The organism is Amycolatopsis methanolica 239, assembly GCF_000739085.1.
GTDB lineage: Bacteria > Actinomycetota > Actinomycetes > Mycobacteriales > Pseudonocardiaceae > Amycolatopsis_E > Amycolatopsis_E methanolica.
Genome location: NZ_CP009110.1, coordinates 6,531,804 through 6,554,453, shown reverse-complemented (window position 1 = coordinate 6,554,453; position 22,650 = coordinate 6,531,804). Strand labels below are relative to the sequence as shown.

The window sequence follows — 22,650 nt, the reverse complement described above, 5'->3', positions numbered from 1 at the left end:
CAGTGGACGGTGGGCAGCCGACGGGCGTGGGCTCGGGACGGCTGGACGACGACGCCGAAACCGCCCGGCCGGACGAGGCGCAGGCGGCGCGGACCGAGGACTGGAGCACGTTCCGGGCCAAGGTCGACCGCGCCTGGCGCCTGCGCCGGGCCGCCGCGGGCGAAAAGCGGTCCAGTACCCTGAGCGACCCCGAGCCACCGGGCTACGGGGCGACCGAATACCCGGAGTTCAGCGGCGACCGGTTGCTGTCCGGGCCGGCGGCGGACCTGTTCGGCGACCCGGGCGGGCCGCTGGCCCCGGCAGGCGAGCTGCGGCCCAACCCGGCCGCGGAGAGCCACCCGAGCTTCCCGCCGGTGCCCGCACCGGTGGCGGCGGAGGAGACCTCCGGTCTGGTCCGGCCGTACTTCCGCACGCGCGGGCGGACACGTCCCAGCTACGATCTGGCGATCGAAGCACTCGTCTCGACCAGCGAGCGGGGACGGATGCTCGATCGGGTGCGGGTGCCCGAGCACCGGTCCATCTGCGGACTGTGCCTGGACACGCGCTCCGTGGCCGAGGTGGCGGCGTACCTGCGCATGCCGCTGGGGGTCGCGCGGGTGCTGATCGGCGACGCCGTCGATCTCGGCCTGGTCCTGGTCCATTCCACGACGTCGGTCGTCGGCGATCGTCCCAGTATCGAGTTCATGGAGAGGGTGCTCAGTGGGCTTCGGAGAATTTGACTCCGACGCGAACACGTCGGCCGCGACGGGACCGACGCAGTCGGCCAAGATCGTGGTCGCCGGCGGCTTCGGTGCGGGCAAGACGACCCTGGTCGGCGCGGTCTCGGAGATCGATCCGCTGACCACCGAGGCGGTGATGACCGAGGCCAGCGTGTCGGTGGACGACACGACCGCCACGCCCAACAAGGCGACGACGACGGTCGCGATGGACTTCGGCCGCCTCTCGCTCGGCGACGACCTCGTGCTGTACGTCTTCGGCACCCCGGGGCAGCACCGGTTCTGGTTCATGTGGGACGACCTCGCGGTCGGCGCGATCGGCGCGGTCGTGCTGGTCGACACCCGGCGCCTGGCGGACGCGTTCCCCTCGATCGACTTCTTCGAGAACCGGAAGCTGCCCTACATCGTGGCGATCAACTGCTTCGACCGGCTGCTGCACCACCAGATCGAGGACGTCCGCCACGCGCTGACGATCTCCGAGTCGGTGCCGATCATCGCCTGCGACGCGCGGGAGAAGGAGTCGGCCAAGCAGGTGCTGATCACGGTCGTGGAGCACGCGATCAACCGGGACCGCGCGTTACAACCGGGGTGATCGGGTAACCGTGCCGCCGGAAGGGTGAATCGATGTGAGATCACCCAGGGCGGCAGGCCACCAGGGCCTGGTTCGGCAATACCCTGTCGGAATAATCGCAGAACAGGCTCGACTGGTGAGGAGGCACATGACGGCATCGGCACAGCAGTCGAGCGGCTTCGGCTTCGGCTGGCTGATCACCGATTTCGTGCGACGGGTCCCGGGCGCGGCGCACGCCGTGGTCGTCTCCGCCGACGGTTTGTTGCTGGCCGGGTCGCAGGGCTTGCCGAAGGACCGGGCCGACCAGCTGGCCGCGGTCGCATCCGGGCTGGTGAGCCTGACCTCCGGTGCCGCGCGGTGCTTCGAAGCGGGCTTCGTGAACCAGACCGTGGTCGAGATGGAGCGCGGGTACCTGTTCCTGATGGGGATCAGCGACGGGTCGAGCCTGGCTGTGCTGGCCGCGCCCAATTCCGACATCGGGACCGTGGCGTACGAGATGACGTTGCTGGTCGACCGCGTCGGGATGCAGATGACGCCGGAGCTGCGCAACCAGCTCCAGGGTGGCGTGCGCTGATGCGGGGACTTTCGCAGGGGGCGGGCCGCCCCGCGGTGGATGCGTGGGACCGGCTGCACCAGGGCACCGACCGCGAGGGAATTGACTCACCGGCGCGGTTCGTGCTGACGAAGAAGCCGGTGGTGCTGCCGGTGCGCACGCCGGTGCGGCAGTCGCCCGGCGTCGGGCGAGCCGCTTCCCGGGCGTCTGCCGGCTGGCCGACCGCCGCCGATGCCGATTCCCGGGCCGGTTCTGGCCGGGGTGGAGCCACTTCGCTGAGCGGGGCGGGCGCCGGCAGGCACGCGGGTGGCGAGGCTGGCGGGCACGGGGGTCTTGACGCTGGTCGGCACGGAGGGTTCGACGCTGGTGGTCGGCACGGCGGTTCCGATGCGGGCCTTGATGCTGGTCGCACGCGGGACGGGGGTCTGGACGCGGGTGCCGGCTGGGAGGCCGGTACTGGTGCCGGCTGGCAGGCTGGTTCGGAGGCTGGCTGGCAGGCGGGCTCCGAGGCTCGCGGCGGTTGGCAGGCCGGTTCCGAGGCCGGCTGGCAAACTGGTCCGGAGGCTGGCGGCGGTTGGCCCTCCGGCGCCGATCTGGACGCTGCCGCACGCGCCGGCCTGGAGCCGGGCTGGACGACCGGCGCGGGGGCCGCTGTCGGCGTTCGGACCGCTGCTGGCGCCCGCGCGGTAGGGGTGCCGCCCGCACAGACGAGGGGCGCCGAGCCGTCGGTCCGGACGCGGATGATGATGCGCCCGTACGCCCGCACTGGAGGCCGCACCCGGCCGGACTACGAGCTGGCCCTCGAGGCGCTGGTCTCGACCACCGACCGGGGGCGCGTGCCACAGGCCGTGACCGGGGTGCAGCACCGGCGGATCTGCGCGTTGTGCTCGGAGGCCCGTTCGATCGCGGAGATCGCCGCGTACCTGGACTTGCCGCTCAACGTGGTGAAGGTGCTGGTCAGTGACCTGGACGCCGCTGGGATGGTGCTGATCCACCAGTCCGGGCTGTCCTTTGGGGACCGCTCCTCGCGCGAGTTCATGGACCGGGTGCTCCAAGGCCTGCGACGCCTCTGAGCCCGAGCGGCGCCCGCTCCGCCGCGTGAGGGAGCTGCTCGTGCGGGCACGACTGGGCCTGTCGCGCAACCATGGTTGGGCATCTCGTACCCGGGCGCCGTCGGCCCCACCGCGTAAGGGACTACTCGTGTGGGCGCGACTGGACCTGTGGCGTGACCATGATGGGGCATTTCGTACCGCTACGAGATGCCCTTCGCGCGAGCTGCAGGGGCGGATCGGGAGGCCCGCCGTTGGGCAGCTCGCGATGCCGCGAGTGGGTATTTCATAAGGCCGCGGTTGGACAGTCGGTGCGGCGACGGTTGGTCAGTTCGCGCCGCTGCTGCGAGTGGACACCTCGCGACGCGACGACTGGGCACTTCGCGGAGTCGCGGTTGGGTGTCTGGTGGGTCTGCCAGCGGAGGCTTCGTGGAGCTGCGGTTGGGCGCTACCACTGGACAGTTCGTGGAGATGCGGTTGGGCACTTGGTGGGGCTACGGCTGGACAGTTCGTGAAGCCGTGGCTGGGCACCTCGTGAAGCTGCGGCTGGGCAGTTCGTGGAGCTGCGGCTGGACACCTTGCGGGAGCGACGACTGGGCACCTCGTGGAGTCGTGGCTGGGCACCTCGTCAAGCGACGACCGGACACCTCGTGCCTATACAGACCGCAAACCGTCCAACGGCCGCCGACCAATCCGTTCAAGGCAGCCAGCCCACTCAAGGCAGCCAGCCCACTCAAGGCAGCCAGCCCACTCAAGGCAGCCAGCCCGTTCAAGCTGGCCAACCCGCTCAAGCCGACCAACCCGCTCAAGCCAGCCGAACACCTCAGCCCAGTCAAACCCGGCCCCGGCGCAGCTGCACCCCAACAGGATCAGTCGTCCACCAGGGCGGCCGAGGTGATGCGGTGCAGGGGGTACCGCTCATCGTCCCGGCCGATCAGTACTCCGCCGCCCACGTGGGTCGGCGTGACGATCCGCTGGCTGGCCGTTCCGTGGGCGTCCACGAAGCCGATCCAGACCTCCCGCTGCTCCCGGTGCGCCCGGGCCAGCAGGGCCATCGTCGCGGCGGTGTCGGAGCCTCCGCCGCCGCCCGGGAGGCGCACCGCCGTGCCCTTGCGGCTCGCCGCGGCCCGGTCGCCCGCCCGGATGTGCGCGACCACCGAGGCGGCCTGCTCACCGGTCAACCCGGACGGCTCGGGCACCACCCGCCGCGCCGTGCGGGGGCGTGCCGGGATCCTCCTGCCGGACGGGCGCAGGTCCACGACCCGCCCGTCCGGTCCCTCGGCCGCCGGCGCGAACCCGGCCGCCCGCAGCCCGTCGAGCACCTCGGCCAGCGGGTACGGGCTGACCAGCACCGTCGGCGCGATCCGGCGCAACTCGTAGTCGCCAGACACGGAGTTGCCCATCACCTCCGCGAGCAGCACCTCGTCATCACACCGCAGGAACGACCCGGCCGCCCCGCCGCGCAGCCTGCCGTGCCGCCGCGCCACGTCGTCGATCAAGTACGTCAGCGACTGCGGCACCTCGGTGGCCGACCGCTTCCGGAACAGCTCGTGCAACTCGTCGGCGGTCCGGCCGGTGTCCAGCGCCCGCCGCACCGACGCCTCCGTGATCCGGTAGACCGTCGCGTGCCCGGCGGACTCCACATCGGCCACCGCGGCGATCTCCGTAGCCAGGTCCATCTCCAGCGGCCCCGGCGCGACCACCGTCAGATCGGCCTGCACCAGCACGTAGCCGATCGGCTTCGGCATCGCGTCGTACACCGCGTTCAGCGCGCCCGCGCGATCACCGGCCAGCAGTGCGCCGCCCGCCGTCGTCAGCGCCCCGAGCGCGATCACGCCCAGCGCGGACGCCTCGGCGAACGTCCACCGCACCGTCTCGTCCCGCAGCCGCCCGCCCCGCCGCGGTGCCCGCCACGCGAGCAGCTCGACCAGGTCGTCCGCGCCGTGCACACCGGCCCCACGCGGCAGCTCGGCCAGCGTCCCCAGCACCCGCCGCCGCACCGACGGCGCCAGCGGCCGCCGCAGCTCGTCGGACAGCGGCACGATCGGCTTGTCCTTCACATCGCGCTGACCGGCCAGCGCAGGCAGCCGCGGCAGGTCCAGCCACGCCTCGGCGAGGATTACCCACCGCTGCGCAGGCTCGGACGCCAGCCACGAGTCCGCCAGTGTCGTCGGCACCCACTCCGGGCTGGTGCTCTGGCTGTCCGCGACTAGCCCGGCCGCGGCCGCCAGCTCGGCCAGCAGCGTGGCGCGTGCGTCGTCGGTGTCCAGTTCGCGCGCCAGCTTTCGCAGCTCCCGCACCCCGAGACCACCGGACTTCAGCACCGGCGGCGGCTGCTCCGACCACTGCGTCAGCAGCGATTCGGTCTGCCGCAGGAACTCCATCGCCTCACCGGCGGCCGCCTCGTCCACTGTGGACTGCTGGTGCGGGCTCGTCGGCAGTTCCGGCTCGCGCAGCGCCTTCGGCGAGCAGATCCGGCCGCCGCGCAGCGCGATCGCCACCTCGCGGGGCAGTTCGACCGTCTCGTCGTCGCGGCGCAGCAGCAGCCCGCGGGCGAGCAGCTTCTGCACTGGCTTCGCCCCTGCGGCGAGCGACGGTTCGGCCGCCGCGTCCCGGGTGCGCCCGATGGGCGGGCCTGCGGCGAGCGCGCCCAGCAGCCCGCGTTCGTCGTCACCGACCTCGGCGAGCGCGGACTCGACGTCCAGCCCGGGTGCGGACGCGCCGAGCCCGGCTGGGAACGGCCCGGCCAGCTCGCGCGCGGCGGGGACGACGCGGACCGCGTCATCGTCGCCCCAGGCCAGCACCCGCGACCGCAGCCGGTCGACGGCGGGCCGGACGTCGGCGCCGACCAGTTCGGTGATCGCGGCGAGCGGGACGGCTTCGGTGTCCGCGTCGGCGACCAACAGCGCGTCGAGCACGGAAAGGGTGAACGTGTCCAGGTCCTCCATCGCCCTGGCGACCGATCCGGCCGTGCCGGCGCGGGTGGCCAGCACTGTGCTGTCGGATGGTGGCGGGGTCGCCAGGTCGCGCCTGGCCTGCAGGAGCGCGCCCAGCTCGTCGTCGGACGCGGACCGCAGCCAGTCCGCAAGGGAGGTCGCGGGCATCACATCGAGGATACCCGCCCTGACCATCGTGTTCGGGCGGCTGTGAGGCAAACTGGGGACCGTACGTGCCGAGCACTGGAGGATGAAGTGGCGAAGGGCGACAAGGACAAGAAGAGCGGTCGTATCGACCCCACCTGGCCGCATCTGCCGGACGGCGAGCACCCGGTCACCGAGCTCTCGGCGGACCGCCAGGGCGCGCTGTCGCCGTTCGGGAACGTGACGTTCCCCCTCGAGACCGTGCCGTACGTGCACCCCGAGACCGAGATCAACAAGTAGACAGCAGGGGGTTACTGCCGTGCCGGTTCCCGGCCCCGGGTATTCGATCACCGTTCGTGTCGAGGCGCCGCCGTCGGCGAGCGCCGCGGGCGACCTCACTTCGGCGGTGGGCCGGGTCGGCGGCGTGCTGACCGCGTTCGACGTGGTCGAGTCCCACTCCGACGCGATCGTCGTCGACATCACGGCGAACGTCTCCAACGCCGACCACGTCGAGGTCGTCACCGAGGCCCTCGACGCGCTGCCCGGCGTGCGGGTGCGCAAGGTCTCCGACCGCACCTTCCTCATGCACCTCGGCGGCAAGCTGTCGGTGTCGCCGAAGGTCCAGCTCCGCAACCGTGACGACCTGTCCCGCGCGTACACGCCGGGCGTGGCGCGGGTGTGCCAGGCGATCGCGGCCAACCCGGCCGACGCGCGGCGCCTGACGATCAAGCGCAATACGGTCGCGGTAGTCACCGACGGTTCGGCCGTCCTCGGCCTGGGCAACATCGGCCCGGCCGCGGCCCTGCCGGTGATGGAGGGCAAGGCGGCGCTGTTCAAGAAGTTCGCCGACGTCGACGCGTGGCCGGTGTGCCTGGACACCCAGGACACCGAGGAGATCATCAAGATCGTCAAGGCGCTCGCGCCGGTGTACGCGGGCATCAACCTCGAGGACATCGCCGCGCCGCGCTGCTTCGAGATCGAGAAGCGGCTGCGTGAGCAGCTCGACATCCCGGTGTTCCACGACGACCAGCACGGCACCGCGATCGTCGTGGTCGCCGCCCTGCGCAACGCGCTGCGCGTGGTCGGCAAGGAGATCGAGGACTGCAAGATCGTGGTGAGCGGCGCGGGCGCGGCGGGCTCGGCGATCATGCGGCTGCTCATGCACAAGAAGCCGGGCGACATCATCGCCGCCGACATCAACGGCATCGTTCACCTCGGCCGGTCCGATTTGGACGACAACCTGCGGTGGCTGGCCGAGAACACGAACAAGGACAACGTGTCCGGCACGCTGCACGACGCGCTCGTCGGCGCCGACGTGTTCATCGGCGTGTCCGCGCCGAACCTGTTCGGGGCCGAGCAGGTCGCGACGATGGCGCCGAACGCGGTGGTGTTCGCGCTGGCCAATCCGGACCCGGAGATCGACCCGCTCGAGGCGCAGAAGCACGCGGCGGTCGTGGCCACCGGGCGCAGCGACTACCCGAACCAGATCAACAACGTGCTCGCGTTCCCCGGCGTGTTCCGCGGTCTGCTGGACGCGCAGGCGCACGAGATCACCGACGAGATGCTGCTCGCCGCCGCGAACGCGATCGCCGACGTGGTGGACGACCGGCTCAATGCCTCCTACATCGTGCCGAGCGTGTTCGACTCCGCGGTGGCCCCGGCCGTCGCGGAGGCGGTCAAGGCGGCGGCCCGGAAGTCCGGCGCCACGAGCTGATGAGCCGCGCCGTCGAGGAGTCGAACCGGCGGATGCTGCGGGCCCGCGACGCGATGGACCGCGCCTACGCGCAGCCCCTCGACGTCGCGGCCCTGGCCCGGATGGCGTACGTCTCGGAGGCGCACTTCATCCGCACCTTCCGGGCCACCTTCGGGGAGACGCCGCACCGGTACCTGCAACGGCGGCGGGTCGAGCGGTCGATGTTCATGCTGCGGGAGAGCGATCGCAGCGTCACCGACATCTGCCTCGCCGCGGGGTTCACCAGCCTGGGCACGTTCAGCCGCACTTTCCGCGACATCGTGGGGCAGTCGCCGTCGGAGTACCGGGCAGCCGGCGCCGGGGCGGTGGCTGCGCCCACGTGTTTCGCGATGGCCTGGACGCGGCCGAGCAGTTTTGGAGAAGCCAGGGGCCGGGCCCGCTGATTAGCGTTGCGGGCATGTTCAACGCGATCACTCTTTCCCAGATCTTCGTGACCGACCAGGACGAGGCGCTCGACTTCTACGTGGGGAAGCTCGGGCTCGAGGTGAAGGTCGACCAGGACCTCGGCTTCATGCGGTGGCTGACGGTGTGCGTGCCCGGCGAGCCCGGGCGCGAGATCCTCCTGGAGAAGCCCGGCCCGCCCGCGATGGACGAAGGGACCGCCGAGCAGGTGCGGGAGCTGCTCGCGAAGGGCGCGACGGGCGGCTGGATCGGCCTGACGACGGACGACTGCCGCAAGACGTACGAGGAACTGCTGGCGAAGGGCGTGGAGTTCACGCAGGAGCCGATGGAGCGCCCGTACGGCATCGACTGCGGCCTGCGGGACCCATTCGGCAACGCCATCCGCATCAACCAGCCCACACGGTCGGCCTGATGGCCGCCGGGGGAGGGCCGGGACTCCGCCGGCCTGACGGCTGCGGGTGTCTCGGGTGGTGCGGTCGGCCGGTGGGCCGGCCGCCTGGACTGGTCTCGCCCCGCCGCCGCCCGGCCAGGCCGCGTGGCGGCGGGGCGAGATGGTGTGGCCGGTGAGGCGCCAGCTCGGCTTCGCCGAGTGGGCTGGTGGTGCGGGCGGATCGGGTGGTCCGGCGCGGCGGGAGGAGGCCCGACCCGATTCGTGCGGTGGTGCGGCGCGGGCCAGGTGCCGCGGCGGGTGGATTTGCGGCCACGCCGAGTGGGGCGCGGCCCTGGGTGGCGGCGCGGGAGACCGGGTGGTGCGGCGCGGCTGGCGGGCCGGTCGGAGGCCCCGTTGAGGGTCCGTCTGGGTGGCACCCCGGATTGGGTGGCGTGGTGGGCGGTGGGTCTGCCCGGTCTGTTCCGGTGGGGGCCTGGGGTGGTGCTGTCGGCCCTGGGCCGGTCGGCGCCCGTCCGGGCGCCGACGCGAATCGGGTGGTGCGGTGCGGCTGTTGAGGCCGGGTGGACGCTCGGCCGGTCCTTCCGGCTGGAGGCGGGCCGCGGTGGCTCGTGAGCCCCTTCACCGGGCGGGCAGTGCTCGGCGTTTAGCCTTGTCTTCGTGAGTGAACTGAGCCACGTCGACGAGAAGGGCGCTGCCCGGATGGTCGACGTCTCCGGCAAGCAGGCCACCGCTCGGACGGCCGTCGCCACGGGGGTCGTGCACACCACGGCCGAGGTGGTCGATCTGCTGTCGCGGGACGGGTTGCCCAAGGGCGACGCCCTCGCGACCGCGCGCATCGCCGGGATCATGGGCGCCAAGAAGGTGCCGGACCTGATCCCGCTCTGCCACCAGATCGCCCTGTCCGGCGTCAAGGTCGAGTTCGACCTCGGGCCGGCCGAAGTGCGCATCACGGCGACCGTCAAGACCACCGATCGCACCGGGGTCGAGATGGAGGCGCTGACCGCCGTCGCCGTCGCGGGGCTCACCGTGCACGACATGATCAAGGCCGTCGACCCCGCAGCCACCTTGGACGGGGTCCGTTTGGAGCGCAAGCTCGGCGGTAAGTCCGGGGTGTGGGAGCGGCCATGAGCAACGACAAGCGCACCGCGCGGGTGATCGTCGCGTCGAACCGGGCCTCGGCGGGCGTCTACGCCGACCACACGGGCCCGGTGATCGCCGCCTGGCTGGCCGAGCGCGGCTTCGACGTGCCGGAACCGCGAGTGGTGCCCGACGGCGACCCGGTCGCCCAGGCACTCCGCGAGGCGCTCGACGACGACGTGCACGTGGTCATCACGACCGGAGGCACCGGGATCTCGCCCACCGACCGCACCCCGGACGTCACGGCGCCGCTGCTGGACCACCAGCTGCCGGGCCTCGCGGAGGCGATCCGGTCCGCCGGGCTGCCGAAGGTGCCGACCGCGGTGCTGTCCCGCGGCGTGGCCGGCGTCGCCGGCCGAACCCTCGTCGTGAACCTGCCCGGCTCACGCGGCGGGGTGAAGGACGGGCTCGGCGTGCTCGACGGAGTACTCACGCACGCCGTCGACCAGCTCGCGGGCGGCGACCACCCGCGCCCGGCCGCCGAAGCACCCGCCACGAAGACCCCGGAAACGCCGATGGTCACCCAGGCGACCGCGCACATCGCGCGGGCCGAGGTGACCGATCAGCCGTTGTCCGTCGAGGAGCACGCGGCCCTCGTGGACGACCAGTCCGCCGGAGCGGTGGTGACCTTCGGTGGCGTCGTCCGCGACCACGACGGCGGCAAGGGCGTGAAGTCCCTGTTCTACGAGGGGCACCCGAGCGCGGGCGACGTGCTGGCCCGCGTGGTCGCTCAGGTCGCCGGCCGCCGCAGCGGAGTGCGGACGATCGCCGTCAGCCACCGGATCGGGGCCCTGGAGATCGGGGACGTGGCGCTCGCATGCGCCGTGTCCGCCGACCACAGGGCCGAGGCCTTCGCAACCTGCGCCGAACTCGTCGACGAGGTGAAGGCCCAGTTGCCGGTGTGGAAGCACCAGCACTTCACCGATGGCACGGACGAGTGGGTCAACTCGCCCTGACGCCGGCGGCGCGGGCGTAACCCGAACCGCCAGGGCGCCGGCGCCCCACCACCCGGGGGATTGCAGTGGGGCTGCCGGACACCCCTAGTGTCACTTCGTGGCGATCTTCTGCCCGACCAGGATCAGGTTCGGGTTCGAGATGTACTGCGAGTTCAGCTCCTGGAGCTTCTGGTAGCCGCCCTCGACGTTGAACTTCTTCGCGATCCCGGACAGCGTGTCGCCGGCCACCACGGTGTAGTCACCGTTCGGGTTGGAGGCCGGAACGCTCACGGCCGGAGCCGGGGTGCTCTTCTTCGGCGTGCTCTTCGGGGCGGTGGACTTCTTCGGCGTGGTGGCCTTCTTCTGGGTCGAGCCCTGGGTGTTCTTGCCCTTGTAGCTCGTCGAAGAACCGGCCTTCTTGCCGCAGACCGGCCAGGCGCCGATGCCCTGGCCCTGCAGGACGCGCTCGGCGACGGCGATCTGCTCCTCACGGGAAGCGTTCGCCGCGCTGCCGGTGCCGCCGTAGGCCTTCCAGGTGCTGGCGGAGAACTGCAGACCACCGTAGTAGCCGTTGCCGGTGTTGGTGCTCCAGTTGCCACCGCTCTCGCACTGCGCGATGGCGTCCCAGTTGACGCTGGCGGCCTGCGCGGGGGTCGCGGCGATCGCCAGCGGGGTGCCGACCGCGAGGCCCGCGACAGCGACGCGAGCGATGTTGCGAGCGGCGGGGGACATCTTGCGGTGCTTGCCTCGGTAGGACATTCCATCAACTCGGCTTTCGCACCGACGGGCCGAAGCTGCGAGGCGAACCCTCACGGGTCCTGCTCCACCCGGCGGGGTCCGGGCGAGCCAATCGGGCCTTCGCGAAAAACGCTCGGGTCCGACCCTCTCCGTCCCTGTCCGGAAAACCTTCTTTCGCTCGGGGTTTGGTCCGGGATTCCGCCGGACAGGGTTTGGCGCTCGGAATCCCGGTGTTGCCGTGGCCGGTCGGGGCCAGCCGAAAAGCGACGGTACGTAACTGCGAGCGTGATCGGAAATTATTCGAGGTGTGTCCTACATCACAGTAACATCGCGCAACCTATGCCGATCTCCCTGTTTCTCCTGGTCAGCGTGCCGTTACCTGGCCGTTTCCAAGTCGAGATATTTCACCGATCGTGAGGTCTGGATCACGTCGTTCTGGCACGGTTGGGCCGATCGTGAACCGCGTTCAACCCCCCGCGAAGGGCGGCAGGACGTCCAGTTCGGCCCCCTCCGGGAGGGGTCGCGAACGGTCGCGGACGGCCACCCCGTCGACGAGGAAGCTGGCCGCCTGGAGGATCCGCGGGAGGGTCTCCGGATGAAGATCACGGAGAGCGACGACGGCCTCGGCGACCGAGGCGCCGGCAGGCAATTGGAGTACCTCTTCTTCCACGCCCGCGGCCGCGCGCGCGGACGCGAAATAGCGCACCAGGACGCTCACGGTCAAGATCTATCCCCCGATCGCGCTCATCGGCCGGATCGGCTGGGCGAAGCCGGCGTCGTTGATCTCGTGGCCGGCGAGCTTGCCCCACATGGTCGTGCGCCAGGCCTGGGCGATCTCCTCGTCGTCCGCCCCGCCGCGCAGTAGTGCCCGCAGATCCGTCTCGTCGTTGCTGAACAGGCACGACCGCACGGCACCATCGGCCGTCAGGCGGGTGCGCTCGCAGGCCGCGCAGAACGGGCGCGTGACCGACGCGATGATCCCGACGTCGCCGGGGCCGCCGTCGACGAGCCAGCGCTCCGCAGGCGCCCCGCCGCGCGCCTCCGGGCTCGGCGAGAGCGTGAACTCCTTGCTGAGCAAGGAAAAGATCTCCTCCGCGGTCACCATGTCGGCGCGGTTCCAGCCGTGCTGGGCGTCCAGCGGCATCTGCTCGATGAACCGCAGGTGGTAGCCGTGGTCGAGGCAGAACCGCAGCAGCGGCGCGGCCTCGTGCTCGTTGATCCCGCGCAGCAGCACCGCGTTCACCTTGACCGGGTCCAGCCCCGCGTCGCGGGCGGCGGCGAGGCCGTCCAGCACGTGGCTCAGCCGGTCCCGCCGGGTGATCCGCACGAACGTCTCCGGATCGACGGTGTCGAGCGAGATGTTGATCCGGTCCAGGCCCGCTTCGGCGAACGCGCGGGCGCGCTTGGCGAGCCCGATCCCGTTGGTGGTCATGGAAAGCCGGGGCCGCGGGCGCAGCGCGGTGATCTCCGCGACCAGGTGCTCGAGCCCGGGCCGCAGCAGCGGTTCGCCGCCGGTGAGCCGGATGTCGGTGATGCCGAGGCGTTCGACCGCTATCCGCAGCAACCGCAGCAGCTCGCTGTCGGTGAGCACGTCGTCACCGGGCAGCCACGGCAGGCCCTCGGCCGGCATGCAGTACGTGCAGCGGAGGTTGCAGCGGTCGGTCAGCGACACGCGCAGATCCGTCGCGACGCGGCCGAACGTGTCGACGAGGGCGGGGTTGTCAGGGCGGGGCTGCGTGGTTCCGCGTGTGCCCGGCACGCGGGGGAGCCCGAGATCTACCGCACTCATTGACACCAGCCTAACCCGCCGACCGGACCGTGGATCCTCACTAGAATGTCTCGGTAGCAGAGTGTTTCAACTACGAAGACCACTTGGGAAGGGACGCGCCGGATGCCGGAGGAAAAAAGGTACCCGGTGCCCGGCGACGTGCTCGCCCGCTTCGCCGAGATCGGCCGGGAATCGAGCACCCTCGCCGTCCTCCGGCACGCCCAGATCGCCGAGAAGCTGGGGCTGTCCGCCACCGACCACAAGGCCCTCGACCTGGCCGCGCGCGCCGAGGGGCCGCTGACCGCGGGCGAGATCGCCAAGCTCACCGGCCTGTCCACCGGCGCGGTGACCGGCGTGATCGACCGCTTGGAGCGCGCGGGTTTCGTGCGCCGCGTCCGGGACGTCCGGGACCGCCGCAAGGTTCTCGTCGAGGTGCTGCCGCTGGACGAGGAGAAGATCGCGCCGCTCTTCGAGTCGGCGCTCGTGATCACCGAGAAGGTGTTGGAGAAGTTCAGCCCGGCCGAACGTGACGCGATCGAGCGGTACCAGAACGAACTGCTCGATCTGTTGCGTGCGGACGTTCTCGGGGACAACCCATAGCTTTTCCGCAATTGCGGAAGTAACCTCGCCTCCATGCCGCAATTCCGGTTGTCCGAAGCCGCCGAACTGCTCGGCGTCAGCGACGACACCGTCCGGCGCTGGGTGCGGGGCGGGCAGCTGACCGCCACCACCGACGGCGCCGGCCGCAAGGTCGTCGACGGCGCGGAGCTCGCCGCCTTCGCGCGTGAGCAGGCCGCCCGCCCCAACGACCCGTCCGGCGTCGGGCGCTCCGCCCGCAACCGGTTCGTCGGCCTGGTCACCGACCTGGTCGTGGACAAGGTGATGGCGCAGGTCGAGCTGCAGTGCGGGCCGTTCCGCGTGGTGTCGCTGATGAGCGCCGAGGCGGTGCGGGAGCTGGACCTGAAGCCCGGATCGCTGGCCGTTGCGGTGGTGAAGGCGACCACCGTGGTCGTCGAGACTCCGGGAGGACAGAGTTGAAGAAGCTGGGCGCCCTCGTGGCCGCGGCCGCGCTGATGATCACCGGCTGCGGGTCGTCGTCGGGCGGGAGCGGGAGCGAGACGCTGACGGTGTTCGCCGCCGCCTCGCTCACCGAGTCGTTCACCGCGCTGAAGACGTCCTTCGAGTCTTCGCACCCGGGCACCGAGGTCAAGTTCAACTTCGCCGGCTCGTCCGCGCTGGTGCAGCAGCTGTCGAACGGCGCGCGAGCCGACGTGTTCGCCTCGGCCGACCAGACCAACATGGACAAGGCCGTCCAGGCCGGGGTGGTCGACGGCGCGCCGTCGGTGTTCGCGACGAACCGGCTGACCATCGCCGTCGCGCCGGGCAACCCGAAGGGCATCACGGGATTCGCCGACCTCGCGCGGGGCGGGCTGACCGTCATCGTCTGCGCCCCGCAGGTGCCGTGCGGCTCCGCGGCGGAGAAGGTCGAGCGGGGCACCGGGGTCACGCTGCGGCCGGCCAGTGAGGAGCAGGACGTCAAGCAGGCCCTGAACAAGGTGCAGAGCGGGGACGCGGACGCCGGCCTGGTCTACGTCACCGACGCCGCGAGCGCCGCGGGCAAGGTCGGCCAGGTCGACTTCCCGGAGTCGGCGCAGGCGGTCAACTCCTACCCGATCGCCGTCGTCAAGGACGCCCCGCAGGCCGGTCTCGCGAAGCAGTGGGTCGAGTTCGTGCTGGGCGAGCAGGGCAGGGCCGAGCTGCAGAAGGCCGGTTTTGGCGCTCCGTAGGACCCGGCGGGTGCCGTGGGTTCTGTGGGTGCCCGCGACGCTCGCCCTCGCGCTCGTCGTGCTGCCGGTGGTCGGCCTGCTCGTGCGGACCGATCTCCGGCGCGTCCCGGAGCTGATCGTCAGCGACGCCGCACTCACCGCGCTGCGGTTGTCGCTGGAGACCGCGGCCGTGTCGACGCTCGCGTGCATCGTGCTCGGCGTGCCACTGGCGGTCGTGCTCGCCCGCTCGACCGTCCGCGGCATCCGGGTGCTGCGCGCGGTCGTGCTGCTGCCGCTGGTCCTGCCGCCGGTCGTCGGCGGGCTCGCGCTGCTGTACCTGCTCGGCCGCAAGGGGTTCCTCGGCTACCTGCTGGGCGTGACGGCCGGGGTGCAGGTCCCGTTCACCACGGCGGCGGTGATCATCGCCCAGACCTTCGTCGCGATGCCGTTCCTGGTGGTGAGCCTGGAGGGCGCGCTGCGCAGCGGCGGCGACCGGTACGAGCAGATCGCCTCGACGCTGGGCGCGCGCCCGTGGACGGTGTTCCGGCGGGTCACGCTGCCGTTGCTGCTGCCCGCGCTCGGCTCGGGCGCGGTGCTCAGCTTCGCCCGCGCGCTCGGCGAGTTCGGCGCGACCATCACGTTCGCCGGCAGCTACGAAGGCGTGACGAGGACGCTGCCGCTGGAGGTCTACGTGCAGGCCGAGGCTGATGTGGAGAGTGCGGTCGCGCTGGCGCTGCTGCTGATAGTCGTCGCGGTCGTGGTCATCGCGGTCGCCCGGCCGCGGGCGCTGGAGGGGACCGCCCGGTGAGCCTGCACGCCGAGATCGAGCTGACCCGCGGCACCTTCGCGTTGTCCGCGGCGTTCGACGTGCCCGCCGGGAGCGTGCTGGCGATCCTGGGCCCGAACGGCTCCGGCAAGTCGAGCATCCTGGGGTGCCTCGCCGGGCTGTTCCGGCCGGACCGGGCGGTGATCACCCTCGGCGGGCGGGAGTTGCACGACCTGCCCGCGCACGACCGGGCCGTCGGCCTGCTGTCGCAGGACGCGCTGCTCTTCCCGCACCTGTCCGTTGTGGACAACGTGGCGTTCTCGCCGCGGTCCAAGGGGGCGGGGCGCGCGGAGTCGCGGGAGATCGCCCGGCGCTGGCTGGCCGAGGTGGACGCCGCCGAGTTCGCCGAGCGCAAGCCCGCACAGCTCTCCGGTGGTCAGGCGCAGCGGGTCGCGGTCGCCAGGGCGCTGGCCGGGAACCCGGACCTGTTGCTGCTCGACGAGCCGCTCGCGGCGCTCGACGTGGACGCCGCCCCGGCCATCCGCGGCCTGCTGCGGCGGGTGCTGGCCGCCGACCCGCACCGCGCGACGGTGCTGGTCACCCACGATCCGCTGGACGCGCTGGCGCTGGCCGACCACGTCGTGGTGCTGGCCGCGGGCCGGGTCGTCGAACGCGGCCCCACCCGGGAAGTGCTGGCCGCGCCCAGAACGGCGTTCACCGCGCGGATCGCCGGGCTCAACCTGGTGTCCGGCACCGCGGTCGCCGACGGACTGCGGACCGCGGACGGCGGCCTGGTCGCCGGGATCCTGTCGCCGGACGCGGTCACCGGCGAACCGGCCGTGGCGGTGTTCGAGCCGAGCGCGGTGTCGGTGTACCCGGCGGAGGACGGGCATCCGGGCAGCCCGCGCAACACGATCGGGGCCGTCGTCGGCGCGCTCGAACCACACGGACCGGTGATCCGGGTCCGGGCCGCCGGTGAGGGCTGGGCGGCCGGCCTGTCCGCCGACCTCACCCCGGCCGCGGTCGCCGACCTGCGCCTGGAGCCGGGTGCGCCGGTGCGGCTCGCGATCAAGGCCACCGCGGTCACGGTTCACCCGGCTAGTCTTCAGGCATGAGCCGTTGGACGTATCTGACCGACATGGACGGCGTGCTGGTGCACGAGGAGCACCTGGTGCCCGGCGCCGACGAGTTCCTCGCCGAACTGCGGGCCAACGACACCCCGTTCCTGGTGCTGACCAACAACTCCATCTACACCCCGCGTGACCTGCGGGCCCGGCTGCTGCGCACCGGGCTGGACGTGCCAGAGGAACGCATCTGGACCTCCGCGCTGGCGACCGCGAAGTTCCTGCACAGCCAGCGGCCGGGCGGGTCGGCGTTCGTCATCGGCGAGGCCGGGCTGACCACGGCGCTGCACGAGGCCGGGTACGTGCTCACCGACCGCGACCCGGACTACGTGGTGCTGGGCGAGACCCGCACGTACAGCTTCACCGCGATCACCCGCGCCATCCGGCTCATCGAGGCCGGCGCGAAGTTCATCGCCACCAACCCGGACGCGACCGGGCCGAGCCTGGAGGGCAGCCTGCCCGCCACCGGTTCGATAGCGGCCCTCATCGAGCGGGCCACCGGGCGGCAGCCGTACTTCGTGGGCAAGCCGAACCCGCTGATGATGCGGTCGGCGTTGCGCAGCCTCGGCGCGCACTCCGAGGGCACGATCATGATCGGCGACCGGATGGACACCGACGTGCACTCGGGCATCGAGGCCGGGTTGCAGACGATCCTGGTGCTCACCGGCATCTCCACCAAGGAGTCGGCCGAGCGGTACCCGTACCGGCCGACGCTGGTGCTCGACTCGATCGCGGACCTGGTCGGCCGCACGCAGGACCCGTTCGGGGACGGGGCGGTGCTCACCTGACCTGCGGCAACCGCCTATCGTCGAAGGATGAGTGACCATCAGCAGCCCGATGCCCGCACCTACGTCGTCGGCGACGTGCATGGGCACCGGGAACCGCTGGTGGCGGCGCTGCGGCGGGCCGGGCTGGTCGACGAGTCCGGCGACTGGTCCGGCGGGGACGCGCACCTGTGGTTCCTCGGCGACTTCGTGGACCGGGGCCCGGACGGGATCGGCGTGATCGACCTGGTGATGCGGCTGCACCGGCAGGCCGCCGAGGTCGGCGGGTCGACGCGGACGTTGCTGGGCAACCACGAGATCCTGCTGCTGGGCATGCACCGCTTCGGCGACACCGAGGTGCCGTCGGACTTCGGGCCGCGCAGCTTCGCCCGCAGCTGGGAGATCAACGGTGGGCAGCTGTCCGATCAGGACGCGCTGACCGACGGGCACGTCGAGTGGCTGACCAGCCGTCCGCTGATCGCGCACGCCGCAGGCCACCTGCTGATGCACTCGGACACCGTGGAGTACCTCGACTGGGGCGACGACGCGGAGGACATCAACACCACCGTGCGCGAGATCCTGGTCGGCGACGACCTCGTGGAGTGGTGGGACGTGTGGCGCCGCATGACGACGCGCTACGCCTTCCGCGGCCCGCACGGCCCGGACATCGCCGACTACCTGCTGGAGCAGCTCGGCGGCGAGCGGATCGTGCACGGGCACAGCGTGATCGCCGACCAGCTCGGCATCCACCCCAGCCAGATCGAGGCGCCCTACCTGTACGCCGGTGGCAAGGTGCTGGGCATCGACGGCGGGCTGTTCGTCGGCGGGCCCTGCCTGGTGGTGCCGCTGCCGTGGAAGCCGGAGGACTGAGCGCTACCGCAGGTACGTGGTGCGCAGGCCGCTCAGGATGAGGCGCTGTCCGGCTTCGAAGGCGGCGTCGGTGTCCGGGGCGAAGATGTGGCCGACCATGCTCGCGGTGAGCGGGAATTGTTCGCGGTCGATGGATCGGTGCAGTCGCGACCGCGCCGTCCCCGTCCAGGACGAGGATGCCCGGCGCCTCGGCAGGTGCGGGCAGAGCCGTCGCCGCGGTCCGCAGCATCGCGCGACGCAGCCCGTCACCGATCAGCGGTGCCACCGCGGCGACGGCACCGACGTCGCCGTCGCCGAACGGGGTGGCACCGGTCCGGTAGGCGATCAGCGTGCCCCAGCACCCGGCGCTGTCGCTGAACGCCGCGCGGAGCTCGTCCGTCACGCCGATGGGGGCCAGGACCTCGCGCCAGCGCGGTGAGCGATCCAGGTCGCCGCCGGTGGCGGCATGTAGCGACGCGACCGGTTGCGGACGTCGCACCAGGTCGGTGAACCGGTTGACGTCCGGACCGCCGAACTCCGCCTCGAACAGGTCGCGCTCGCGAGCGTGGTCCCCCTCAGGGCCCAGCAGGACGCAGCTGGTGAACAGCAGGGTCGCCGGATCGGTGGACGACGCCGCGAAATCCCATCCGATCTCCGCGCGCAGCACTGCGTCGAGCTCGGCACGCAGCTGGTCCAGGTCGAGCTCGCGATGGGGCAGCCGCAGGACGTGCCGCGTGAGCCGGTCGGCCGTGGTCATGGTGCTCAGGGTAGGCACCGCCGTCGCCGCGGCGATATCCCAGCGAACTGGGATGGGCCTGGCCGCTGACCGGCCCGAAGCTGGTCCCATGACGCACGCAGCGAAGCCGGCCATCGCGCCGCAGACCCGTGCCGAGCGCAACACCGCGACCATGCGCAGGATCTACGAGGAGGTGTTCGACCAGGGCCGGGTGGAGGTGCTGGAGGAACTCTTCGCACCCGATCTCGTCAATCACACCGCGCCGGAGCCGCACCGGCACGGGATCGAGCCGGTGCGTGGCCTGGTGGCCATGCTGCGCGCCGCGTTCCCGGACTGCCGCACGGTGATCGAGGACATGGTGGCAGACGGCGACGTGGTCGTCATGCGCAACTGGTTCGAGGGAACCCATCTCGGTCCGTTCCTGGGGCACGAGGCGGAAACGGAACGGCCGGCCGTTCCGTTTCCGGCAGATGCACTTGATGCGTTTCGGATCGGACGGACGTGTCACCGAACACCGGGGCGTGCGCGACGACGTGACCCACCTTCAGCAGCTCGGGATCATCACCTGAGCCCCAACCCTGAGGTGCCGGCCCCGGTCGGGCCTCAGGGGCGGTAGTACGCCTCGGTGCCGCGGTCGACCGGCACGATCGCCTTGCCAAGCGGCATCAGCGAAACCGGGATCAGCTTGAAGTTCGCCAGCCCGAGCGGGATTCCGATGATCGTGACGCACAGGGCGATCCCGGTGAGGACGTGACCGATCGCGAGCCAGATGCCCGCGAAGATGATCCAGATGACGTTGCCGATCAGCGACCCGACGCCGGCGTCGCGGCGGTCGACGATCGTGCGGCCGAACGGCCACAGCGCGTAGTTCGCGATGCGGAACGACGCGATGCCGAACGGGATCGTGATGATCAGGATGCAGCAGATGATCCCCGCCACCACGTACGCGAGAGCCATCCAGAAGCCGGCCAACACCAGCCAGATCAGGTTCAGGATGATGCGCATCAGGCGTGCAGCTCCCCACTGACTACGGTGACGGCCTGTCCGGACAGCGTCACCCGATCACCGTTCACCAGGACCCGGACGATCCCGCCACGTTCCGACGCCTGCTCGCCGACGAGTTTGACCCGCCCCAGTTTCTCCGCCCAGTACGGCGCCAGCAGGCAGTGCGCCGAACCGGTCACCGGGTCCTCCGGCACGCCGACGGCGGGCCCGAAGACGCGGCTGACGAAGTCCACGTCGTCCCGGTCGCCGGGCGCGGTGACGATCACGCAGCGCGCGTCCCGCCCGGCGATGACGTCGAGGTCCGGCTTCAGCTCGCGGACCTGGGTGGCGTCGGTGGCCTCGACCAGGATGTCCCACTTGCCGCGGGCGACGCCCGCGATCGTCACGCCCGGTAGGGCGTCGAGGACGTCCTCGTCCGCGGCGCGCGGCGGGTCGTTCGGGAAGTCCATGCTGACCCACCCATCGGCGGCCCGGGTGCGCAGTTCGCCGCTGCGGGTGGTGAACACCTGCTCGCCGCCGAGGACGTGTCCGGCGGCGAGGGTGGCGTGCCCGCACAGGTCCACCTCGACCGTCGGCGTGAACCAGCGCAGCGGCTTGGGGCCATCGGCGGTGACCTCGACGAACGCCGTCTCGGAGTGCCGTAGCTCCGCCGCCACCGACTGCATCCACGCGGGGTCGGCCGGCTCGTCGAGCAGCACCACCCCGGCCGGGTTGCCCGCGAACGGGGCGCCGGTGAACGAGTCGACGATGGAGAGCCGCATGCCACCCACTCTAGGGGGTGTCCGGGACGAGCCGGGATTTCTAAACTCGGTCACAGTCAGTGTCGACAGCGTCCGAGGAGGCGTCATGCCAGCCGTGCCGAGTTATGCGTCGGGTATCTCCGAGGTGCCCTTGCTGGGTGACACGATCGGTGACAACTTCGACCGGACCGTGGCCGCGTTCGGTGACCGGGATGCGCTGGTGGAGTTCGCGTCGGGCCGCCGGTGGACCTACCGCGAGCTGGCCGCCGAGGTCGACGCGCTGGCCGCCGGGCTGGCCGGCCGCGGCATCGGCAAGGGCGACCGGGTGGGGATCTGGTCGCCGAACTGTGCCGAGTGGACGTTCCTGCAGTACGCGACGGCGAAGATCGGCGTGGTGCTGGTCAACATCAACCCCGCCTACCGGTCGCACGAGCTGGAGTTCGTGCTGAACCAGGCCGGGGTGAAGATGCTGGTGGCGGCGCGGTCGTTCAAGACGTCCGACTACGCGGCGATGATCGAGGAGGTCCGCCCGCGGTGCGCCGCGCTGGAGCAGGTGGTGCTGCTGGGCTCGGACGAGTGGTCGGAGTTGATGGAGTCCGGGCGGGGCAAGGCGTTGCCGGAGGCCGGTCTGTCCGCCGACGACCCGATCAACATCCAGTACACCTCGGGCACGACGGGCTTCCCGAAGGGCGCGACCCTGTCGCACCACAACATCCTCAACAACGGCTTCTTCGTCGGCGAGCTGTGCCACTACACGGAGGCGGACCGGGTGTGCATCCCGGTGCCGTTCTACCACTGCTTCGGAATGGTGATGGGCAACCTCGCGGCCACCACCCACGGGGCGTGCATGGTGATCCCGGCGCCGTCGTTCGAGCCGAAGGCCACCCTGCAGGCTGTGGAGGCGGAGCGGTGCACGTCGCTGTACGGGGTGCCCACGATGTTCATCGCGGAGCTTGCCGAGCCCGGTTTCGAGGACTACGACCTGAGCAGCCTGCGGACCGGCATCATGGCGGGCTCGCCCTGCCCGGTCGAGGTGATGAAGCAGGTCATCGAGCGGATGGGCATGGCCGAGGTGTCCATTTGCTATGGCATGACGGAAACCTCGCCGGTGTCCACGCAGACCCGGTCGGACGACTCGATCGAGCGGCGGGTGTCGACCGTCGGACGGGTCGGACCGCACCTGGAGGTCAAGATCGTCGACCCGGAGACCGGGCTGACGGTGCCGCGCGGCGAGCCGGGTGAGCTGTGTACCCGGGGCTACTCGGTGATGCTCGGATACTGGGACCAGCCCGACAAGACGGCCGAGGTGATCGACAAGGCGAGGTGGATGCACACCGGCGACCTCGGCGTGATGGACGACGAGGGCTACATCCAGATCACCGGGCGGATCAAGGACATGGTCATCCGCGGCGGCGAGAACATCTACCCTCGGGAGATCGAGGAATTCCTCTACAAGCACCCGGATGTGCTGGACGCGCAGGTGATCGGCGTCCCGGACCAGCGCTACGGCGAAGAGCTGATGGCGTGGATCCGGATGCGCGAAGGAGCCCAGCCACTGACGGCGGAGTCGCTGCGGGAGTTCTGCACGGGGAAGCTGGCGCACTACAAGATCCCGAAGTACGTGCACATAGTGGACGAGTTCCCGATGACCGTGACCGGAAAGGTGCGAAAGGTCGAGATGCGGGAAAAGGCACTGAAGATCCTCGACCTGGAATAACAAGCCACAACAAAAACCGGCACCCGGCGACGCAACGGCACCGACTACCCCAACCAGACCTCCCCCGCCCCCGATCCACAGCCGATCTTT

General features: G+C 71.2%; 26 protein-coding genes. 19 read left to right on the top strand and 7 right to left on the bottom strand.

The features are described from left to right. Nucleotides 1-2: 2 nt before the first annotated feature. The 4 genes from AMETH_RS32040 (at nt 3) to AMETH_RS32025 (ending at nt 2,913) form a co-directional block, all read left to right on the top strand. A complete protein-coding gene (locus AMETH_RS32040) occupies nt 3-719 on the top strand; it encodes a DUF742 domain-containing protein (RefSeq protein WP_017985273.1) in 717 nt (238 codons plus the stop codon). Continuing rightward, complete coding sequence (locus AMETH_RS32035; protein WP_017985272.1) at nt 700-1,308, top strand: GTP-binding protein; 609 nt, start codon at nt 700-702, stop codon at nt 1,306-1,308. The genes AMETH_RS32040 and AMETH_RS32035 overlap by 20 nt, the downstream gene beginning before the upstream one ends. 127 nt (nt 1,309-1,435) lie before the next feature. Beyond that, nucleotides 1,436-1,861: a roadblock/LC7 domain-containing protein gene (locus AMETH_RS32030; protein WP_017985271.1), complete on the top strand. Its 426-nt coding sequence runs from the start codon at nt 1,436-1,438 to the stop codon at nt 1,859-1,861. Nucleotides 1,862-2,532: 671 nt separating this feature from the next. Further along, nucleotides 2,533-2,913, top strand: a complete 381-nt coding sequence (locus tag AMETH_RS32025) for a DUF742 domain-containing protein (RefSeq protein WP_223842987.1) — start codon at nt 2,533-2,535, stop codon at nt 2,911-2,913. An 845-nt stretch (nt 2,914-3,758) separates the two neighbouring features. Here AMETH_RS32025 and AMETH_RS32020 read toward each other — a convergent pair. After that, entirely contained in the window at nt 3,759-5,993 is a 2,235-nt protein-coding gene (locus tag AMETH_RS32020; RefSeq protein WP_017985269.1) for a helicase-associated domain-containing protein, read from the bottom strand. Nucleotides 5,994-6,080: 87 nt separating this feature from the next. Here AMETH_RS32020 and AMETH_RS32015 point away from each other — a divergent pair, with 87 nt between their 5' ends. The 6 genes from AMETH_RS32015 to AMETH_RS31990 all read left to right on the top strand — a co-directional run bounded on the left by AMETH_RS32015 (nt 6,081) and on the right by AMETH_RS31990 (nt 10,608). Next, complete coding sequence (locus AMETH_RS32015; RefSeq protein WP_017985268.1) at nt 6,081-6,269, top strand: hypothetical protein; 189 nt, start codon at nt 6,081-6,083, stop codon at nt 6,267-6,269. A gap of 19 nt (nt 6,270-6,288) precedes the next feature. Next, entirely contained in the window at nt 6,289-7,683 is a 1,395-nt protein-coding gene (locus tag AMETH_RS32010; RefSeq protein WP_017985267.1) for an NAD-dependent malic enzyme, read from the top strand. Next, entirely contained in the window at nt 7,683-8,105 is a 423-nt protein-coding gene (locus AMETH_RS32005) for a helix-turn-helix domain-containing protein (protein ID WP_017985266.1), read from the top strand. Before AMETH_RS32010 ends, AMETH_RS32005 begins: the two co-directional genes overlap by 1 nt. A 14-nt stretch (nt 8,106-8,119) precedes the next feature. Next, nucleotides 8,120-8,536, top strand: coding sequence for a VOC family protein (locus tag AMETH_RS32000; protein ID WP_017985265.1), 417 nt, complete (start codon nt 8,120-8,122; stop codon nt 8,534-8,536). Nucleotides 8,537-9,172: 636 nt separating this feature from the next. Continuing rightward, nucleotides 9,173-9,643: a cyclic pyranopterin monophosphate synthase MoaC gene (moaC, locus tag AMETH_RS31995; protein ID WP_026153558.1), complete on the top strand. Its 471-nt coding sequence runs from the start codon at nt 9,173-9,175 to the stop codon at nt 9,641-9,643. After that, nucleotides 9,640-10,608 (top strand): molybdenum cofactor biosynthesis protein MoaE, encoded by a 969-nt coding sequence (locus AMETH_RS31990; protein ID WP_017985263.1) that lies wholly within the window; start codon nt 9,640-9,642, stop codon nt 10,606-10,608. Before moaC ends, AMETH_RS31990 begins: the two co-directional genes overlap by 4 nt. Before the next feature lie 90 nt (nt 10,609-10,698). On the opposite strand, the gene AMETH_RS31985 is transcribed toward AMETH_RS31990, so the two are convergent. From AMETH_RS31985 to moaA, 3 genes are all read right to left on the bottom strand, one after another. Next, a complete protein-coding gene (locus tag AMETH_RS31985) occupies nt 10,699-11,346 on the bottom strand; it encodes a transglycosylase family protein (RefSeq protein WP_017985262.1) in 648 nt (215 codons plus the stop codon). Between the two features lie 445 nt (nt 11,347-11,791). Further along, a complete protein-coding gene (locus AMETH_RS31980) occupies nt 11,792-12,043 on the bottom strand; it encodes a MoaD/ThiS family protein (RefSeq protein WP_017985261.1) in 252 nt (83 codons plus the stop codon). Between the two features lie 9 nt (nt 12,044-12,052). Beyond that, nucleotides 12,053-13,114, bottom strand: coding sequence for a GTP 3',8-cyclase MoaA (gene moaA, locus AMETH_RS31975; RefSeq protein WP_038532554.1), 1,062 nt, complete (start codon nt 13,112-13,114; stop codon nt 12,053-12,055). A 102-nt stretch (nt 13,115-13,216) separates the two neighbouring features. Between moaA and AMETH_RS31970 the strand changes: the two genes are divergently transcribed. The 7 genes from AMETH_RS31970 to AMETH_RS31940 are packed head-to-tail and all read left to right on the top strand — an operon-like array spanning nt 13,217 to nt 18,383. Beyond that, a complete protein-coding gene (locus tag AMETH_RS31970; RefSeq protein WP_037322875.1) occupies nt 13,217-13,693 on the top strand; it encodes a MarR family transcriptional regulator in 477 nt (158 codons plus the stop codon). Between the two features lie 33 nt (nt 13,694-13,726). Continuing rightward, nucleotides 13,727-14,131, top strand: coding sequence for a TOBE domain-containing protein (locus AMETH_RS31965; protein WP_017985258.1), 405 nt, complete (start codon nt 13,727-13,729; stop codon nt 14,129-14,131). Continuing rightward, a complete protein-coding gene (gene modA / locus AMETH_RS31960) occupies nt 14,128-14,880 on the top strand; it encodes a molybdate ABC transporter substrate-binding protein (RefSeq protein WP_017985257.1) in 753 nt (250 codons plus the stop codon). The genes AMETH_RS31965 and modA overlap by 4 nt, the downstream gene beginning before the upstream one ends. Nucleotides 14,881-14,890: 10 nt before the next feature. Then, nucleotides 14,891-15,667 (top strand): ABC transporter permease, encoded by a 777-nt coding sequence (locus tag AMETH_RS31955; protein WP_017985256.1) that lies wholly within the window; start codon nt 14,891-14,893, stop codon nt 15,665-15,667. Then, nucleotides 15,664-16,740, top strand: coding sequence for a sulfate/molybdate ABC transporter ATP-binding protein (locus tag AMETH_RS31950; protein ID WP_017985255.1), 1,077 nt, complete (start codon nt 15,664-15,666; stop codon nt 16,738-16,740). The genes AMETH_RS31955 and AMETH_RS31950 overlap by 4 nt, the downstream gene beginning before the upstream one ends. Then, entirely contained in the window at nt 16,737-17,537 is an 801-nt protein-coding gene (locus tag AMETH_RS31945; protein WP_026153557.1) for an HAD-IIA family hydrolase, read from the top strand. The genes AMETH_RS31950 and AMETH_RS31945 overlap by 4 nt, the downstream gene beginning before the upstream one ends. A gap of 27 nt (nt 17,538-17,564) precedes the next feature. Next, nucleotides 17,565-18,383, top strand: a complete 819-nt coding sequence (locus tag AMETH_RS31940; RefSeq protein ID WP_017985253.1) for a metallophosphoesterase family protein — start codon at nt 17,565-17,567, stop codon at nt 18,381-18,383. Nucleotides 18,384-18,386: 3 nt separating this feature from the next. Here AMETH_RS31940 and AMETH_RS41080 read toward each other — a convergent pair whose 3' ends face one another. Continuing rightward, nucleotides 18,387-18,632 (bottom strand): TetR/AcrR family transcriptional regulator C-terminal domain-containing protein, encoded by a 246-nt coding sequence (locus AMETH_RS41080; RefSeq protein ID WP_223842986.1) that lies wholly within the window; start codon nt 18,630-18,632, stop codon nt 18,387-18,389. A 575-nt stretch (nt 18,633-19,207) separates the two neighbouring features. Here AMETH_RS41080 and AMETH_RS38895 point away from each other — a divergent pair. After that, nucleotides 19,208-19,714, top strand: coding sequence for an ester cyclase (locus tag AMETH_RS38895; protein WP_167345530.1), 507 nt, complete (start codon nt 19,208-19,210; stop codon nt 19,712-19,714). Here the strand turns inward: AMETH_RS38895 and AMETH_RS31930 are convergent. Continuing rightward, on the bottom strand, nt 19,702-20,103 hold the full coding sequence (locus AMETH_RS31930; protein ID WP_017985251.1) for a YccF domain-containing protein: 402 nt from the start codon (nt 20,101-20,103) through the stop codon (nt 19,702-19,704). The two genes, AMETH_RS38895 and AMETH_RS31930, sit on opposite strands and share 13 nt — an antisense overlap. Next, nucleotides 20,103-20,864: a PhzF family phenazine biosynthesis protein gene (locus AMETH_RS31925; protein WP_017985250.1), complete on the bottom strand. Its 762-nt coding sequence runs from the start codon at nt 20,862-20,864 to the stop codon at nt 20,103-20,105. Before AMETH_RS31925 ends, AMETH_RS31930 begins: the two co-directional genes overlap by 1 nt. Before the next feature lie 85 nt (nt 20,865-20,949). Here AMETH_RS31925 and AMETH_RS31920 point away from each other — a divergent pair, with 85 nt between their 5' ends. Next, the gene (locus tag AMETH_RS31920; RefSeq protein WP_026153556.1) at nt 20,950-22,560 is read left to right on the top strand and encodes an AMP-binding protein; all 1,611 of its coding nucleotides are present in this window, start codon (nt 20,950-20,952) and stop codon (nt 22,558-22,560) included. The last annotated feature ends 90 nt before the right edge of the window (nt 22,561-22,650 follow it).